Genomic DNA, 16153 nt, shown 5'->3' with positions numbered 1-16153 from the left:
CTCAGGGGAGGGAAGCGTGACCCACACTATAAGGATCGCAATTCCGCCAATGGCTATTCCAAGTAGTCCATTGAGTAACGCCTTATAGATAATTAGCCGCTCCTTACTTTATATGTCTTGAGTGAACGATAGCAGCTTCCACGAGACTTCAGCGCTTATTATTTTTGTTAGGTCTGGCCTCAGTTCGAACCGCGCCCACCGGCCGAACCGCACCTACCGCCGCAGTTTCCGCACCCCATGCAGCACCTGCGGCAACCAGCTAGCCAGCAATAACACGGCCAATAAACGGATGATTTGGATCGCCACCACCTCGGCGCCTGCGCTACCTTCCGCGGACAACGCCAACACCGTCTCCAGCGCACCAGGGCTGGTGGCCAGGTAGGCCTCGAAATACGAGATATCCAGCCACCCCGTCAGTGGCCACGCACTCAGCGCACACACCGCCATCAGTGCACCCAAGAAAGCGAAAGTCGCAGGCAACTGCTTCGCGAAAAACGCCAGCGTATCGCGCTGCAAAGAACCACCGCAGACCCAGCCGATGGACAAAAACGCGACAATCGCCAAATACGCCGGCGGTGCCACTTCGACGTCGTCGGGAAGCAGCGCGGCCGCCAACACCGTCGCCAACAGCGGCCCTAACGCCGTCGCCGCGGGCACACGCAACTTCCGCGCCACCGGCTCGGCGCCCAGGGCGATCGCGGCGAAAACCAGCAGCATCCACCAGGGGCTATCGTTGCTTAAACCCTCCTCGTGCAGCTGCCCACTCATAAACAGATGCACGATCACCGGCAGCGTCAGCGACAGCACCAGCACCCGCAAATACTGCGTGAGCATGACGTAGCGGAAATTCGCCCCGAAATCGATCGCCAACGTGGACACCACCGACGCCCCACCCGGCAACATAGACAGCACACCCGTTTCCGGGCTGATGTGCCGCGGCTGCGCACGCGATAACAGCACGCCACCAGCCACCCCCACGGTCACGGTAAACGCGGTCACAAACAACCCGGGAAGCAGGAAATGCAGCAGGTCAGCAGCCGGAATCTGCGTCAACGGCACCGCCGCCAGCGTCATGATGATCCCGCGCCCAAACCGATAAAACAGCGGGTGCACATTCAGCTGCTCGCCCGTCGACAAGCTCCACGTGCCCGCCACCACAATCGCGCCGATGATCCAGGCCGCGGGCAACCCCACCGCATCCAGCGCCCACCCGAGCGCCACGGACGCCGGTGCGAGCAGGAACCATCGCCAGGAATGCGGTCTCATCGCTATCCACTGTAGTCCGCCCGTCCACTACCATGTGGGCCATGACTACTCAGCAGAAAACCGCCCTGGTTACCGGCGCGTCCTCTGGTATCGGAGCCGCCACCGCGAAAGCTCTTGCCGACGACGGCTGGCGCGTGGTCATCGCTGCCCGCCGAATGGATCGGCTGGAGAAACTCGCAGAACGAATCGGTGCCACCGCGCACCAGCTGGATGTGACCAGCCAGGAAAGCGTCGACAAGCTGGCGGCTGCCGTTGGGCGCATCGACCTGCTGGTGAACAACGCCGGTGGTGCGATTGGCTTGGAATCGATCGCGGAATCCTCGCTGGAAGATTGGGACCGCATGTATGAGGTCAACGTCGCGGGTACGGTGCGCGTGACCAAAGCGTTTTTGCCGTCGCTGTTGGCGGTGGACGGTAACGCCGGCCTGGTGGTCAATATTGGTTCGGTCGCTGGTTGGACTCCTTATGCCGGTGGTGCGGGCTATAACGCCGCCAAGCACGGGGTGCGCGCGTTCAACCGGGTGCTGCGCTTGGAACACCCGGGTACGCTGCGGGTGACAGAGATCGATCCCGGCCGGGTGGCCACCGAGGAGTTTTCGCTGAATCGCTTCCGCGGCGATGCTGAAAAAGCCGCCGAGGTCTATGCCGACAAGCTGAATCTGAGCGCTGAGGATATCGCCGAGGCCGTGCGCTGGGTTGTGGCGTTGCCTGCGCACATGAACATCGACACCATGCAGATCACCCCGCGCGACCAGGTGTAAGGAATACCGCCGCGGTTCGGTAACCTGGCCGCTATGACGACTGCGGATAATTACCCCTCGATCCACATCAGTGGTGCGTCGATCAAGCTGGGCCAATTCATCAAACTGGCCAGCCTGGTCGCCACCGGTGGGGAGGCGAAAGAGCTGATTGCTGCCGGTGCGGTGACTGTCAACGGCGCGCCCGTCGACAAGCGTGGCGCCGCGCTGCATCCTGGCGATGTGGTGTGCATTGACGACGAATGCGTGCTGGTGGCTGCGGCAGATGATCTTGGCGATGATCTCGCTGATGACGATTACTTTGACGAAGCCACCGCCGATGACGATTTTGATCCCGAGAAGTGGAGGAACCTGTAATGCCCGCATTTATTGCCGAAGTTGGCATGCCTTATTGGACGGATCTGACCACCTCGAACCCGCAGGCCGCGGCCGAGTTTTATTCCGAGCTGTTGGGCTGGGAGATCAGCGGTGATGATTACCGCATCGCGCGCCTGCAGGGTTTGCCGGTTGCCGGGGTGATTCCGCAGCCGGAAGGCACGAATGCGCCGGATACCTGGGTGACGTATTTCTTGAGCGCCGATATCGCCGGTGACATCGCGAAGGTGCAGAAGCTCGGCGGCAGTGTGTTGGCGGACCCGCGCGAGGTGGAGCTGGGCACTATGACCGTGCTTGCCGACGCCGCCGGTGGCCTGTTTGGCCTGTTGCAGCCGAAGGGTGAGGATAAGTTCATCGCTGCTGGTGAGCCGTCGACCCCGGTGTGGCATGAGTTGACCTGCAATGCCGGTTTTGAGGATGCGGTGGAGTTTTATCACGAGCTATTCGACTGGGGCATCCGCACGCTGACCGACGACGAAGCCGATGCCGACGGCGTGTATCCGAATGGTACGTATGCCGCGGCGATGGCCGACGGCGCACCTTTCGCGGGCCTGTGGAAGGCCGAAGGGCAGTTCCCGCCGCAGGTCAAGGGCTTTTGGCAGACGTATCTGGGAGTCTCCGATGCTGACGAAGCCGCGCGTCGTTGTGCCGAGCTGGGTGGGGAAGTGATCCGCGAGCCGTGGGATTCGCCGTTCGGGCGACTGTGCTTGATCGCGGATCCGACCGGCGCCACCGTCACTTTGTGCGAGGTAGAAGAAGCACCGGAGGAAGGCCGCGAAGAAGATCCCCTGGACGGCATCGACCTGCCGTAGGCTTGCGTCGTAGTTTCGTGCCATAGATCTGGGTGGAGAAATGCCGCACCTTCTGGTGGAGAAATCCGGTAGGCAGGGTTGGAGAAATCCAGTAGTCAGAAGTGGAGAAATGCCGCAGGCTGCTAGGCTGAGGGTGTGCATGATTATCAAAAACGCCATCTTGACCAGTCAATTTCTGCGGCGTTTTCGTCGTCCCGCTGACAGTGCTTGGGGAATAACTGCGGTCAGTAATTTTTGCCGAAAGTGAAGTGTCCAGTCATCTGTTGTGCTTCCTGCTCTGGCCCCAACGGGATGCCTTTGCGCTCGCGCAGCAGGAAGGTGCAGACGAACCCGACAGTGGACATGCCGACTAGGTAAACAGAGATTGCAAACGTGGTGCCGGTAGCTTCCAGCAGAGCGGCGGCAATCATTGGGGCGAAGGCACCACCAAAGATGGACCCGATGGCATAGGTGATGGATACGCCGGAAGCACGAATTGAGGCCGGGAATAGCTCCGCGTACAGCGCGGACTGTGGACCGTAGGTTAGGCCCAAACCGACGGTTAGACCGATGAGTGCCAGGTAGAGCATGCCCAATGAGCCTGTGTTCACCAGCGGGAATAGTGCGGCTGCGCCGATGCCCTGCAGCACGAAGCCGATCAGGTACGTCATTCGTCGTCCGATATGGTCGGAGACCCACCCAGCAAATAGCGTCGAGAAGAGCCAGGTCACAGCAGATAAGGTGACAGCGTTTAGGACATCGCCACGAGCCAGACCAATGGGGCCTTCTGGATTGGTGGTGTAGTTCTGGATGTACCCACCAGTGGTCATGTAACCCACGGCTCCGTTACCCGCGAAGACCAGCGCTGCGGTGAATACGAGTGGCAAATAGCGCTTGAATAGGATGCCAATGGGATTGGGTGCTTCGGCGTCTTTGCGTTCAGAAATCTCGCGGAAAACCGGGGATTCGTCGACGCCCATGCGCACGGCATAGCCAATGACCACCAGAACGATGCTGAACAGGAACGGGATACGCCAACCCCACTCCAGGAATGCGTCACCTGGTGCGATGGTGTTCATGATCGACAGAACACCAGAGGACATGAGTAGACCCATAGGCACACCGACCTGCGGGCCAGCGCCGTATACGCCACGTTTGTTGTTTGGAGCGTGCTCTACGGCCAGCAGTACAGCTGAGCCCCATTCACCACCAGCGGAAATTCCCTGAATGATGCGCAGTGTGATCAGCAGAATTGGAGCCCAGATTCCCCAGGTGTCGTACGTTGGCAGCAAACCAATCAGGGTGGTGGCACCACCCATGGCAAACAGCGTGACCATCAAGACGGTGCGTCGGCCTAGTTTGTCACCGAAGTGACCAGCAAGGATCGCGCCGAGCGGGCGGAATAGGAATGAAAGGCCGACCGAGGCGAAGGAGATGATCGTCGCTAAGCCGCCTTCTAGGGGGCCGAACATAAGCTGGTTGAAGACCAGGCCAGCGACGGCAGCGTAAAGGAAGTAGTCGTACCATTCGATTGCTGTGCCGATGGTGGTTGCCGCGATTACGCGGCGACGTTCTTTCGCTGAGATCGTCGGTGCCGTGGTTATCGTCATAGACGTCCTTTCGGGAGGGGCGGGGCTTGCTTGTATATGAGTCTTGTGTATGAGTTAGGGTCGTGCATTGAGTAATCGTGAACTGTGGCTAATGTGTTGCACGTTCTTCTTGATTCTGCCTCGTCGCTAGCCTCGGGCCTGCGTATCGTACTTCGTGAGCTTTGCTTCCAGCTGCTTGTGATGCACCGGCGCTAGGCAACCGATCTTGACGACGTGCCGGGCTAAGTCCATATCGCCCATTTTCGCGCGGAAGGCCATACCCATGGTCACGTCGTGGTCTGGCTTGCCGACGAGCTCCATGCCGTCACCTGCGGTGATGGTTCCTGGTGTGATGATGCGCAGGTACGCACCGCAGTCGCCGTGGTTGGTGAAGGATTTCAGAAAACCTTTTTCGTTGATCCAGCCGGCGAACGTGGCGCAGGGGCTGCGTGGAATAGAGACTTCTAAGAGTGCGTCGCCGATGGAGATTTGTTGGTTAATCAGAAGGTTTGCCAGGCTGATTCCGCTGGTGGTGAGGTTTTCGCCGAAGAATCCATTGCGAAAGTCACGGTGTAGTTCGGTTTCCCAGTAGTCGAGTTCTTCGCGGGCGAAGGCGTAGATGGCCTTGTCGGCGCCTCCGTGGTGTTCGTGGTCGCCGATGGAATCACCGATGATCCCGGACCCGTCGCCATAGTGTGGGCCGGGAGTGGATAATTCAATGGCTGGTTGTGGCTGTTTGTCGATGCCGGTGTATGTATGCCTTCTACTCGGATCAGCCCGGCGGACGGCGACGTTGGTGGAGATGACCTTCATGGTTTCATTCTGGCAGAGTCTGATGGCCTGAATGCGTGGTGTTCTGAATCGAGAAGTACTGGCACGATTGTGCTTGGCAACATGTGCAATCAGAGTCATCAGAGCTGCCGTTGATGACCCTATGTGCGGGGCTAAGCCATACTCAGGATGTGATTATTGATGTGGTGAGTTTCGCTGAACGGTTTAAGTATACGTATTTGGCGAATTTGCCCGCTGGAAGAATGCTACGAAGCGGGAGATGGATTTTTTGGCTGTGATGGCGGAGCACGAAACTCCTTATGTTAAACGAGCGGCGATCGCTGACTCAATGGGCGTGAACACGACGAATAATGATTGAAATAACACCTCAAAGTTTAAAACGGTGGTGGATCGTCAGACTTCTGCCGGGCGGCTGCCACCCAGGGGTCGCCTGCAACCTTGGGTTGAGTGATTGTGCACTCGTCTGTGCGATCCCGGGATTCAGCCACTGGGTCGAGGTTTCGTATCGCAGTGATTGCTTGTTGGATTTTGTTGATGTGTTTCCGGCAGGCGGCAATTTTGATCGTGCGGAAACTGTCGTGATTCAGCATGCTTTGTAGTTTTAAAATGTCGCTGTACCAGAGCTGTTGCTCTTCCGTCATTGTTTCCGATGTTCTGGATGATCTCGAAGTTCCGGATGCTTTCGGGGTTTGCGACGAGTTCGACATGCCCGGTGTATCTGTTTGGTTGTTCTCTGCGGCCAGGCGCTGCATTTTTTGTGCTTCCTCGCGCTGGGAATTGCGGTAGCACGACATTTTCTGTGCCACGGTTTGTACCCACCGGCGGTTTGGCTTAGCTAGTGGGCCTTCTGCTTCGGTGGATTGCCAGGTGCCGTCGGCGAATAACCACACGATGGTTCCGGTGGCTGGTTCGAAGATGGGGCGGGTGCGTTTGTCGGTTTTGATGTTGTGGTGGTGCTGGCACAGTGAAATGAGGTTGGCTGGGGTTGTGGGCCCGCCGTCGTTGTATTCGATGACGTGGTCCATTTGGCATATGGTTGCGGGTTCCTCACAGCCTGGGTAGCGGCAGTGTCCATCGCGGCCGGTTACGGCAGCGCGCATGGCTGGTGTGGTGGCATAGCCTGTGACCTCGTGGTTCGCAGCGGCATCCATGTCGTGGTGCTTGCAAGCTTGGTCGGCTAGGTTGTCGGCAGCGGTGCCAAACAGCGTGGTTATACCGGCACCGGTATCCGTGGAGACGAACAGTGGGGCGTCGGCAACGTCGTTGGCACGGTAGCAATTTAGGGTCACGGATGTTTGTGTTTTGCCCAAGAGCAGATCGATAGTGGCGTCGCGAAGCGAAAGTCCGGCTTGTTTCGCATGCTCACGGATGTGCGCATCGATTGTGACTGCAGTGGCGGCGTCAGTATCGAAGCGAATTTCATGCGTATCGGTATCGTTTCGCTCAAAATCGGGAATATCGTTAACATCGTAGGTTTTCCTGGGTGATTCCTTCTTCTTGTCTTTGTGCACCGAGGAATCAAGGGCATCAATTTCGCGAATGATCCGGTTTCTTATGACTCTTCTCGACGCCATCTGCTGGTTAGGTTTGGTAGGAGTGAGGAGATCTACGAGCAGCTCATCGATGGCGGCAAACAGGCTGGCATTGACGGCACCTGCTTTATTCAGAGCACGATCAATGGTGATCCAATGTTCGAGATCTAATTGCCACATCGAGGTTGCTAGCTCGCGCAGCTGCGGAAGGTCTGACATGCGGTAAAACGCGCTGGCGATGTCACCGGCCTTGTGGCTGCCAACACCGCTGGCTGCAGTGATATACCGCAACATGAGGTCGTAATCATCGCTGGCAAGATCAGTGATTCGTTTCCACGCAAAATAAGCGTGACGACGCAGCTCCAGCATCGTCATGGCGTCTTTATCGTGTGGATTGCAGTGGGTGAAATATACCTCTGGGAACCCAGAAGAATGCTGGACGCCTTGCTGGCTCTTGCGGCGATGGTTGTTCTTTGCCACGACGTCCCTCCCCGAACGTGATTGCTAACTAGAATGATTTTAGTCTAGCGATGAAAAGGCTAAAAAGCAATGGTGTTCGAATTAAAGTATGCCCCATAAATTTGGGACACAATGCTATGGAACCCTGGCGAACTTGGGTGTTGTGTGTGAATATGCATGTAAAACTGCTGATAATGGCAAGGTTTTGGGGTTGTTTCTCGAGAATCCACGAGATCATGGCTATTTTGTTAAACTAGAAGGCATGTTCGTATTTGTCGCATCGGTCTGCTAGTGTGCTGAATATGAAAGGTTATTTATGTTCGAACCGTTGCGGGCTGGTTTTTGGCAGGCGTTTGGCTAAAAATCCGTCGGCGTGAGGAGGGATAAAACACATATGGGGCGCACCACAAATGCCCTGATTTTGAAAATCAAACCGACTGAGTGCGAGACAATGGAAGTGCGGGCATAACTGTAAACAACTAAATAGAGTTACAAGCAGTCAAAGCAGCCACAGGCAACTACAAGCAGCTACAAGAAAATGAAAGGGAGCATGGGCGTGATTATTGTTCACATTGCTATCGTGCTCGGCGCCATCTTCCTCGGCGCACGAATTGGTTCCATCGGCATCGGTATGGCCGGCGGTTTAGGCGTCGTTCTGCTGGGCCTTTCTGGAATTCCCGTAACCCGGGAAGATATTCCTTTCGACGTCATCGCCATCATCATGACGGTCATCGCGGCGATCGCAGCGATGCAACGTGCTGGCGGCATGGACTACCTCGTGCACATTGCCGAGCGTTTCCTGCGCAAACACCCCAAGCGCATTACCTTCTACGCACCCATCGTTACCTGGCTGATGACGGTCCTCGCAGGTACTGGTCACACGGCTTTTTCGACGCTTCCGGTCATCGTGGAAGTTGCAAAAGAAGGCAAGGTGCGCCCATCACGCCCCCTGTCGGTAGCTGTTGTTGCCTCGCAAATGGCCATCTGTGCCTCACCGATCTCCGCCGCCGTCGTTTTGCTGGCTGGCCTGCTGGAACCGATGGGCGTTGGCTACCTGCAGGTGCTCGCGGTTGTCATCCCAGCAACTTTTATTTCAATCTTCCCGGCCGCCTGGTTAGCCAATAAATTCGGCAAAGAACTTGTCGACGACCCCGTCTACCTGGAGCGCAAAGCACAAGGCTTGGTGGCAGAACCACTCGGGGCAAAAAACTACCAGCCGCAAGCTGGTGCCAAAGCCTCTGTTTTGATTTTCCTCGCCGCTATCGTCATCGTCATGGCCTGGGCAACCATCACCTCCGATCAGGTCGGCCTCATCGCCGAGCCAACCTTGCCGCGAAATGAAGCCATCATGACGGTCATGCTGACGGCGGCGACGATCATCGTCATGCTCACCAAAGTCCCCGCTGGCGACGTTCTCAATACCCCGGTTTTCAAATCAGGCATGTCTGCCTGCGTGTGCGTATTGGGTGTGGCTTGGCTCGGAACCACGCTGATCAACCACTACCTGGACGACATTCAAAACCTCGCCGGTGGTGTTCTGGAATCTTCGCCATGGTTGCTTGCGGTGGTCCTCTTCTTCGGCGCGGCACTGCTGTACTCGCAAGCAGCGACGACCAAAGCGCTCATGCCAGCGGCCCTCGCCCTGGGCGTCAACCCGGTCACAGCCGTCGCAGCCTTCCCGGCAGTATCCGCACTCTTTATCTTGCCGACGTACCCAACGCTGCTGGCGGCCGTCGAAATGGACGACACCGGAACCACGCGCATCGGCAAAGCAGTGTTCAACCACCCATTCCTGATCCCGGGCGTGGTCAGCATCGCCAGCTCTGTGCTGCTGGGCTACCTCTTTGGTTCTGTGATTCTCTAATACTCGGTGACCGCTGCTAGCTCATCATGCCTAGCAGCATGAGCCAGGCGGTGCCGACAACGCCAAAGATGACGATGTTGATCACCGAAGCGATAAATGAGACACGGAACCACTCGGCGGTTTTCACGAAGCCGGAACCGTAAATCAGCCCAGCTGGGCCGGAAGCATAGTGCGTCAACGCGCCAATCAAGTTGCTGGCAAAACCCAACATGAGCGCGGCAAACAGTGGCGGCGCACCCGCTGCGACAGCCGCACCCAAAAATACGGAATACAGTGCAATGATCTGCGCGGTATTCGAAGCAAACAGGTAGTGCACGTAAAAATACACCAGCGCCAAGATCGCAAAGGCCGCAATCCAGTGCATTCCGCCGATCACACCAGCGACACCTGCACCAATCCAGTCGACGACCCCCAACTCGTTGAGCTGGCTAGCCATGCCCACCAGCACGGAGAAGAAAATTAACGTCGACCAGGCGCCATTATTCGCAGCCATCGTCTTCCAGGTCAACACCTTCGTCACCAACAAAATAGCGATCCCCAAAAACGCCGCCGAGGTAGCCGAAACACCTAACTGTGAACCAAACATCCACAGCCCCAGCAACAGCGCGAACGTCGCCAGCATGATCCACTCGGCGGTGGTCATCGGTCCCAGGTCGCGCAGTTCAGCACGGGCGTGGCCCGGCGCATTCGGGGTCTTCTTCAACGTCGGCGGGTACACCTTCGACATGGCCCACGGCATCACGGCCAAAGCCACCAGGCCCGGAACCACACCAGCCAATGCCCATGTGCCCCAGCTGATGTCGATGCCCTGGTCAGCAGCGAGATTCACCGCCACCGGGTTACCCGCCATAGCGGTAATAAACATCGCGGAAGTAATCGTGTTGACCTGCAGCGCAGTCAACGAGAGATAAGATCCCAGCCGCCTACGCGATTCATCCGTATCCGGCCGGGAATTATTCACGTGCGCCAGCGACTTAATAATCGGGTAGACCACACCACCAGCACGCGCGGTATTCGACGGCGTCGCCGGAGCCAACACCAAATCCGTCAGCGCCATGCCATAAGACAGCCCGAGCGAACTCCGCCCCAACGCCGACACAAACAACAACGCGATGCGCCGACCAAAACCGGTGATCAAGAAACCATCAGCAATGAAAAACGCGGCGACGATCAGCCAAATCGTGGAGTTGCCGAAGCCTTGCAGCGCCTCTTCCTTGGCATCCATCGTGCCGGTAATCATGGCCACAGCCAGGCCAATCAACGCAACAGAAGCCGTCGGCAAGGGTTGTAAAATCAAGCCCAAAATCGTGCCGACAAAAATCCCCGCCATGTGCATGCCGCGCGGGTCGACGCCCTCGGGTGCGGGTAGGAAGTAAATGATCGCGGTGACCGCGACGATCAGCGCAACGTGGATGGCGGTTTTCGCGGACCGTTTGGGTGCTTGTTCCTGGTCAGACTGCTTCGCGCTTGTCGACATCTTAGCCCTCCGGGTGTCGCGGGTTTAGCAGATCCGAGCCCTCCGGTGCATGTGCGGGATCGGCGCCGGCCTCCAGCTGCTTATTGTGCTCGTCGACGAAGATCACGCGAGAACGGTAGTCGCGTAGTTCCTCGTTGCTGTACTGCGCATACGCGATGATGATCACCAGGTCTCCCGGATTAATCAGCCGCGCGGCTGCACCATTGATTCCAATGATGCCCGACCCGCGCTCACCGGTGATCGCATAAGTGGTCAGGCGGTTGCCGTTGTTGATGTCGACGATGTCGATCTGCTCGCCTTCGAGAATATCCGCGGCCTCCATCAGCGCGGCGTCGATGGTGCAGGAACCGACATAATGCAGGTCAGCCTGGGTGACCGTGGCTCGGTGGATCTTGGATTTCAGCATGGTACGCAACACGGCACATACCTTAGTCGTCGTGGTGGTGTGGTGATAAATGGTCGGATAAAGGCGTGATAAACGGCGTGCTAATGGGGTGATAAACGGTCGGGTAGAAAAGCGATAAATAGACTAGTAGGAATAAAACCCGCAGCTCACGCTACGCTTCGCGCCGCGCACCCGCCCCCGGAAGCGCCACCGCAAACTCGGGTTCGGCAAAACCGGCCTCGGCAAAAGCCCGCGCGATGGCCTCCGCGGCCAGCTCCACCTTCTCAGCAGGCAACAAAGCAATTGATGAGCCACCAAAACCGCCGCCGGTCATGCGCGCCCCCAGCGCACCATGTTGCATCGCGACGTCTACCGAAACATCCAACTGCGCCACGCTGACCTCATAGTCATCGCGTAGTGACGCGTGGCTGGCCTGCATAGATTCGCCAAAGCCTGCCAGATCACCAGCCCGTAGTTGCTCGATCGCTTCCGCCGTCCGGGAGATTTCACTGACGATATGCCGCACCCGTTTGCCGACGACCTCCTGCCACGAAGCAGCATCGACATCTTCGGGGGTGTTGGCCTCCGCCCAGCGCGCAGATGCGGCCTCGGCATCGTCGGCATACCGCAGGCTATCCACGCCCAGATCAGCGGTCACGCCATCGACGACGGCACGACGTGAGGCGTACTGGCCGTCGGCAAGTGAATGCGGTGCGTTTGTATTAGTGATCAGCACGGCCAAGCCACGGTCGGCGATCTGGAACGGCACCTGGTGGGTGGAATCGGTGGCGAAGTCAATCGCGAGTGCGTGGCCCGGCTCGGCGAATAACGCAATGCGCTGGTCCAAACCACCAGTGGAGGCCCCGACGACCTCGTTTTCCGCGCGGATGGCAGCGTGCATCAAAGCGGTGCGGTCAGTACTGGTTTCGGTTAGATCCGACGCCGGATCTGCTGCCAGGCCTGCGGCCAAATCTGCTGCCGCCAACGCCACCGAACACTCCAGCGCTGCGGAACTCGACAACCCGGCGCCCACCGGCACGTCCGAGACAATCGCGATATCTAGGCCCGGCACCTCGAGGCCCGCGGCCCAGACCGTGCCGACGACATAGCCCACCCAATTATCCGGATAACCAGGGCAAACCTGGTCCATGGCGATTTCTTCGTGCATGATTTCTGCCTGCGTGTTTTCAGCACCAAACTGCGAGACCACACGGTAGACGCCATCGTGGTTCAGCGCCGCAGCCACGTAGGTACGCTGTGACAACGCAAACGGTAGGCAGATACCACCGGCATAGTCGACGTGCTCACCGATCAGGTTCACCCGCCCCGGCGCAGACCACACACCAGCGGGTTCGGTGCTGGAGCGCCCCGGCCCAGTATTGTCTTGTGCGTCCTGGCCAAAGTGCTCGCGGAACAGCGCGGTGACATCGGCGATTGCCTGCTCGTTGCTGCGGGTGGAAAACCAATTAACCATCGTGATCGGCGACCTCGTTTTCTGCGACTTCTCGGAATCGTGCGGCGATGCGCTCCGGGGTGGTATCGGAAATCCAGGCACCCTGGCCGGACTCACTACCAGCCAAGAACTTCATACGGCCCGGCGAACGCATCAGCGAAAACAGCTGCAGGTGTAACCGACCATCCTCCGGTGCATTGACTGGGGCCTGATTCCACGACGCAATATACGGGGTGCGTTCGACGCCGTCGAAAAAGCGATCCATGCGCCCGAGAATATCCAGGTACATCTGGGTCAGCTCGTGTTTTTCGGCATCGTGCAGTTCCGCAAAATTCGGCACCGCGCGGTGCGGGACCAACATGATTTCGACGGGCCATTTCGCCGCGACGGGCACGAAAGCGGTGAAATACTCGCCCTGGACGACGACGCGCTGGCCGTCGGCATGCTCGCATTCCAGGATGTGGTCGAACAGATCTGGGCCGGTTTCAGCGCCACCAGTGCCAGCGCCAGCGCCAGACCCGCCTTGCGCTTCCCGAAATTCCTGCGTGCGGGCAGCGATCTGCGCGGCGCGCTCCGGAACGAACGGATAAGCATAAATCTGGCCGTGCGGGTGCTGCAGGGTGACACCGATTTCCTCGCCCCGGTTTTCAAACGGGTAGACGTACTCGATGCCAGGCAGCGCGGAAAGTTCTTTGGTTCGGTGCGCCCAGGCCTCGACGATGGTGCGGGCCCGGGTATACGGCAGGTCCCGGAAAGAAACCTGCGAATCCGGGGTAAAACACACCACTTCGCAGCGCCCATGGCCTGGTTTGCTGGGCACGAAAGCAGGCTTGGCCGTGCCTGTTGCAGGGCTAGAGCCAGCACCCAAACCAGAATCAGCACCCAAACCAGCCTGTGATTCCGACTGCGCCAGCGACGGGAATCGGTTTTGAAAAACCACGACGTCGTAGTCGTCGGCAGGAATCTCGGTGGGCAGCTGACCAGGGCGCGTCGGTGCCAGCGGGTTTTCATTCGCCGGCGGCAAAAAAGTGCGGTTCATCCGGTGCGCGGCATAGGTATACCAGGCGCCGGTCAGTGGATCCTGGCGCAGCTCCGAAGCGCTGGTGGCGGCGGGCAACTCGCGTTCGTCGACAAGCGTGCGGGTGCGCTCGCCGGAGACGAACTCTGGCGTGTCATCGAAGTAGAGCAGCTCGCGGCCGTCGGCAAGCTGGGTGCGGGTAATGCGCATCGGATGCTGCATGGAAAACTCCAGACTTAACGGGTGGTGGAATCGCCGGATTGTGGCTCAGCTGCAGCGCTAGCCTCAGTGTTGTTGCTAGCCTCAGCGCCAGCTTCAGTCTCGTCGATTTTGATCGGGTTGGCCTTCGTCCACCAGAAGAACACACCGGCGGCAACCAGCATCGCCACGCCGGTCCACAGGTTATATGAGGAATCCTTCGCTGCACCCGTCGCGGCATCCACGCCCGGGTCCAGGAAGAAGAAGCTCAGCAGCAAGATCAGGCCGTACAGGCCCAGCAGTGCGCCGATGACGTTACGGATGTCGAATGCGCCGGCGGTGTGGGAGCGCTGCGATCCTTGTGTACTCATGATTATGCGTGCTCCTTGCTAGATGAAGATGATGTTGAGGATAACGACCAACACCAGGCACAGCACACCCAACGGGACAGTGCGGCGGTACCACGGTAGGCCATCTTCGGTGGCGTCGGTCAGGTTTTCCTTCGGGGTGACGGACTTGACGAAGCCCACCAGCTCCTCGTCCGGCTTTGGCTTGGTGACCAGGGACACGACGATGGAAACCAGGATGTCCACGACGAAGGCCAGCGATGCTGCGACAAACGCGGTGCCTTGGCCCGGCAGGTTGAACAGGCCGGATTCGACAGCAGAGAAGGTAGCAATCGCCCAATAAACAATCGCAGAACCAGTACCGGCGACCAGACCAGCCCAACCAGCGGTTGGGGTCATGCGCTTCCAGAACATACCCAGGATGAAGGTGGCGAACAGCGGCGCGTTGAAGAAGCCGAACAAGGTTTGCAGGTAGTCCATGACGTTGCCGAAGTTCGACGCCAGCAGCGCGGTGAACACGGCGATGACGGTGGCGCCGATCGTCGCCAAGCGGCCGACGCGGGTGTAGTAGTCGTCTTCCCGGTCTTTGACCATGTAGGTTTGCCACAGGTCATAGGAGAACACGGTGTTGAATGCGGAAATATTCGCGGCCATACCAGCCATGAATGCAGCCAGCAGACCAGCCAAAGCGATACCCAGCAGGCCGTTTGGCAGAAGATCGCGCATCAGGTACAGCATGGCGTCGTTCGGTTCCGCGGAACCATCCATCAGCGGGGTGACGGTGGCGCCGGCGATCATGCCAGGGATGACGACGATGAACGGCACGAACATCTTCGGGAACGCACCAATGATCGGGGTTTTGCGTGCCGACGACAGCGAATCCGCTGCCATGGAGCGCTGCACCTCAACGAAGTTGGTGGTCCAGTAACCGAACGAAAGCACGAAGCCTAGGCCGAAGACCAGGCCAATCGCGGAAACGATTGGGTGGTCGAAACCAGAAATTTCCGTACCGGGCCAAGCGCTGAAGTGGCTTGGATCAGCTACTTTTTCCTTCAGACCAGACCAACCGCCGACGCTGTGCAGGCCAATCAAGGTTAGTGGTAGCAGGGCAGCGATGATGACGAAGAACTGCAGCACCTCGTTGTAGATGGCAGCAGACAGGCCGCCCAAGGTGATGTAGGAGAGCACGATGACGGCGGCGATCACCAGCGTGACCCACAGCGGCCAACCCAGCAGCGAGTTGACGACCTTGGCCAGCAGCAACAGGTTAATACCGGCGATCAGCAGCTGCGCCAAGGCAAATGACAAGGCGTTGACCAGGTGCGCACCATTACCGAAACGACGGCGCATGAACTCTGGAACCGAACGAACCTTGGAGCCGTAGTAGAACGGCATCATCACGATACCCAGGAATACCATTGCTGGGATTGCTCCGATCCAGAAGTAGTGCATCGTCTCGAAGCCGTACTGCACACCGTTTGCGGACATACCGACGATTTCGACAGCACCCAGGTTGGCGGAAATAAACGCTAGGCCCGTTACCCAGGCTGGTAGAGAGCGTCCGGACAAGAAGAAGTCGATGGAACTCGACACCTTTGACTTCGCTGCCCAGCCGATGCCCAGCACGAACAAGAAATAAATCGCCACCAGGGTGTAGTCCACCCAGGATGCATTCAAAAGCAGGGCGTCTTCCTGCATAACGGGAACCTCCCGGAAAATAGGCCTTCCCCAAAGCCGAGGAAGACCTGCATTGCTGGCCCGCTCGGTCCCTGTGTGAAGGAAAATGGATGTGCACCCAGCAGCGAAAACTACCCAAGTTAGGTAACCATCACATGAAAGATGCTTTGCG

The 16153-nt window shown here is 58.3% G+C and carries 14 protein-coding genes; 4 read left to right on the top strand and 10 right to left on the bottom strand.

Annotation, left to right across the window (positions count from 1 at the left end; all coding sequences use genetic code 11):
- Positions 1 to 213: 213 nt before the first annotated feature.
- On the bottom strand, positions 214 to 1266 hold the full coding sequence (locus tag HMPREF1292_RS02365) for an AbrB family transcriptional regulator (protein WP_023018576.1): 1053 nt from the start codon (positions 1264 to 1266) through the stop codon (positions 214 to 216).
- Positions 1267 to 1298: 32 nt separating this feature from the next.
- On the opposite strand from HMPREF1292_RS02365, the gene HMPREF1292_RS02360 reads away from it, so the two are divergent.
- The 3 genes from HMPREF1292_RS02360 to HMPREF1292_RS02350 are packed head-to-tail and all read left to right on the top strand — an operon-like array spanning position 1299 to position 3211.
- Positions 1299 to 2027 carry an SDR family oxidoreductase gene (locus HMPREF1292_RS02360; protein WP_023018575.1) on the top strand — a complete coding sequence of 243 codons (729 nt, stop codon included), beginning with the start codon at positions 1299 to 1301 and terminating at the stop codon, positions 2025 to 2027.
- A gap of 33 nt (positions 2028 to 2060) precedes the next feature.
- Positions 2061 to 2381, top strand: a complete 321-nt coding sequence (locus HMPREF1292_RS02355; protein ID WP_023018574.1) for an RNA-binding S4 domain-containing protein — start codon at positions 2061 to 2063, stop codon at positions 2379 to 2381.
- Positions 2381 to 3211 carry a VOC family protein gene (locus tag HMPREF1292_RS02350; RefSeq protein ID WP_021352049.1) on the top strand — a complete coding sequence of 277 codons (831 nt, stop codon included), beginning with the start codon at positions 2381 to 2383 and terminating at the stop codon, positions 3209 to 3211. The genes HMPREF1292_RS02355 and HMPREF1292_RS02350 overlap by 1 nt, the downstream gene beginning before the upstream one ends.
- A 224-nt stretch (positions 3212 to 3435) precedes the next feature.
- Here the strand turns inward: HMPREF1292_RS02350 and HMPREF1292_RS02345 are convergent, their stop codons facing one another.
- The 3 genes from HMPREF1292_RS02345 to HMPREF1292_RS02335 all read right to left on the bottom strand — a co-directional run bounded on the left by HMPREF1292_RS02345 (position 3436) and on the right by HMPREF1292_RS02335 (position 7583).
- Positions 3436 to 4800 carry an MFS transporter gene (locus HMPREF1292_RS02345; RefSeq protein WP_023018573.1) on the bottom strand — a complete coding sequence of 455 codons (1365 nt, stop codon included), beginning with the start codon at positions 4798 to 4800 and terminating at the stop codon, positions 3436 to 3438.
- 126 nt (positions 4801 to 4926) lie between these two features.
- The gene (locus tag HMPREF1292_RS02340) at positions 4927 to 5592 is read right to left on the bottom strand and encodes an MOSC domain-containing protein (RefSeq protein ID WP_034644995.1); all 666 of its coding nucleotides are present in this window, start codon (positions 5590 to 5592) and stop codon (positions 4927 to 4929) included.
- 353 nt (positions 5593 to 5945) lie between these two features.
- On the bottom strand, positions 5946 to 7583 hold the full coding sequence (locus HMPREF1292_RS02335; protein WP_023018571.1) for an HNH endonuclease signature motif containing protein: 1638 nt from the start codon (positions 7581 to 7583) through the stop codon (positions 5946 to 5948).
- Between the two features lie 535 nt (positions 7584 to 8118).
- Here HMPREF1292_RS02335 and HMPREF1292_RS02330 point away from each other — a divergent pair.
- Positions 8119 to 9426, top strand: a complete 1308-nt coding sequence (locus HMPREF1292_RS02330) for an anaerobic C4-dicarboxylate transporter (protein ID WP_034645561.1) — start codon at positions 8119 to 8121, stop codon at positions 9424 to 9426.
- 16 nt (positions 9427 to 9442) lie between these two features.
- Here HMPREF1292_RS02330 and HMPREF1292_RS02325 read toward each other — a convergent pair whose 3' ends face one another.
- The 6 genes from HMPREF1292_RS02325 to HMPREF1292_RS02300 all read right to left on the bottom strand — a co-directional run bounded on the left by HMPREF1292_RS02325 (position 9443) and on the right by HMPREF1292_RS02300 (position 16002).
- The gene (locus HMPREF1292_RS02325; protein WP_023018569.1) at positions 9443 to 10903 is read right to left on the bottom strand and encodes a DASS family sodium-coupled anion symporter; all 1461 of its coding nucleotides are present in this window, start codon (positions 10901 to 10903) and stop codon (positions 9443 to 9445) included.
- Position 10904: 1 nt separating this feature from the next.
- Positions 10905 to 11321, bottom strand: a complete 417-nt coding sequence (gene panD, locus HMPREF1292_RS02320; protein ID WP_034644993.1) for an aspartate 1-decarboxylase — start codon at positions 11319 to 11321, stop codon at positions 10905 to 10907.
- Between the two features lie 139 nt (positions 11322 to 11460).
- Entirely contained in the window at positions 11461 to 12762 is a 1302-nt protein-coding gene (galK, locus tag HMPREF1292_RS02315; RefSeq protein WP_023018567.1) for a galactokinase, read from the bottom strand.
- The gene (galT, locus tag HMPREF1292_RS02310) at positions 12755 to 13981 is read right to left on the bottom strand and encodes a galactose-1-phosphate uridylyltransferase (RefSeq protein ID WP_023018566.1); all 1227 of its coding nucleotides are present in this window, start codon (positions 13979 to 13981) and stop codon (positions 12755 to 12757) included. Before galT ends, galK begins: the two co-directional genes overlap by 8 nt.
- A 14-nt stretch (positions 13982 to 13995) precedes the next feature.
- On the bottom strand, positions 13996 to 14328 hold the full coding sequence (locus HMPREF1292_RS02305; RefSeq protein ID WP_023018565.1) for a hypothetical protein: 333 nt from the start codon (positions 14326 to 14328) through the stop codon (positions 13996 to 13998).
- An 18-nt stretch (positions 14329 to 14346) separates the two neighbouring features.
- Positions 14347 to 16002 carry a sodium:solute symporter family protein gene (locus HMPREF1292_RS02300; protein WP_023018564.1) on the bottom strand — a complete coding sequence of 552 codons (1656 nt, stop codon included), beginning with the start codon at positions 16000 to 16002 and terminating at the stop codon, positions 14347 to 14349.
- Between the last annotated feature and the right edge of the window lie 151 nt (positions 16003 to 16153).

Source organism: Corynebacterium sp. KPL1995 (assembly GCF_000477935.1).
GTDB classification, from domain to species: domain Bacteria; phylum Actinomycetota; class Actinomycetes; order Mycobacteriales; family Mycobacteriaceae; genus Corynebacterium; species Corynebacterium pseudodiphtheriticum.
The sequence above is the reverse complement of the archived record's forward strand: the minus strand, read 5'-3'. Positions and strand labels throughout refer to the sequence as shown.

Coding starts and splice junctions, on each gene's coding strand:
- HMPREF1292_RS02365 (WP_023018576.1), bottom strand. CDS start 1,266: ATGAGACCGCATTCCTGGCGATGGTTCCTGCTCGCACCGGCGTCCGTG.
- HMPREF1292_RS02360 (WP_023018575.1), top strand. CDS start 1,299: ATGTGGGCCATGACTACTCAGCAGAAAACCGCCCTGGTTACCGGCGCG.
- HMPREF1292_RS02355 (WP_023018574.1), top strand. CDS start 2,061: ATGACGACTGCGGATAATTACCCCTCGATCCACATCAGTGGTGCGTCG.
- HMPREF1292_RS02350 (WP_021352049.1), top strand. CDS start 2,381: ATGCCCGCATTTATTGCCGAAGTTGGCATGCCTTATTGGACGGATCTG.
- HMPREF1292_RS02345 (WP_023018573.1), bottom strand. CDS start 4,800: ATGACGATAACCACGGCACCGACGATCTCAGCGAAAGAACGTCGCCGC.
- HMPREF1292_RS02340 (WP_034644995.1), bottom strand. CDS start 5,592: ATGAAGGTCATCTCCACCAACGTCGCCGTCCGCCGGGCTGATCCGAGT.
- HMPREF1292_RS02325 (WP_023018569.1), bottom strand. CDS start 10,903: ATGTCGACAAGCGCGAAGCAGTCTGACCAGGAACAAGCACCCAAACGG.
- galK (WP_023018567.1), bottom strand. CDS start 12,762: ATGGTTAATTGGTTTTCCACCCGCAGCAACGAGCAGGCAATCGCCGAT.
- galT (WP_023018566.1), bottom strand. CDS start 13,981: ATGCAGCATCCGATGCGCATTACCCGCACCCAGCTTGCCGACGGCCGC.
- HMPREF1292_RS02305 (WP_023018565.1), bottom strand. CDS start 14,328: ATGAGTACACAAGGATCGCAGCGCTCCCACACCGCCGGCGCATTCGAC.
- HMPREF1292_RS02300 (WP_023018564.1), bottom strand. CDS start 16,002: ATGCAGGAAGACGCCCTGCTTTTGAATGCATCCTGGGTGGACTACACC.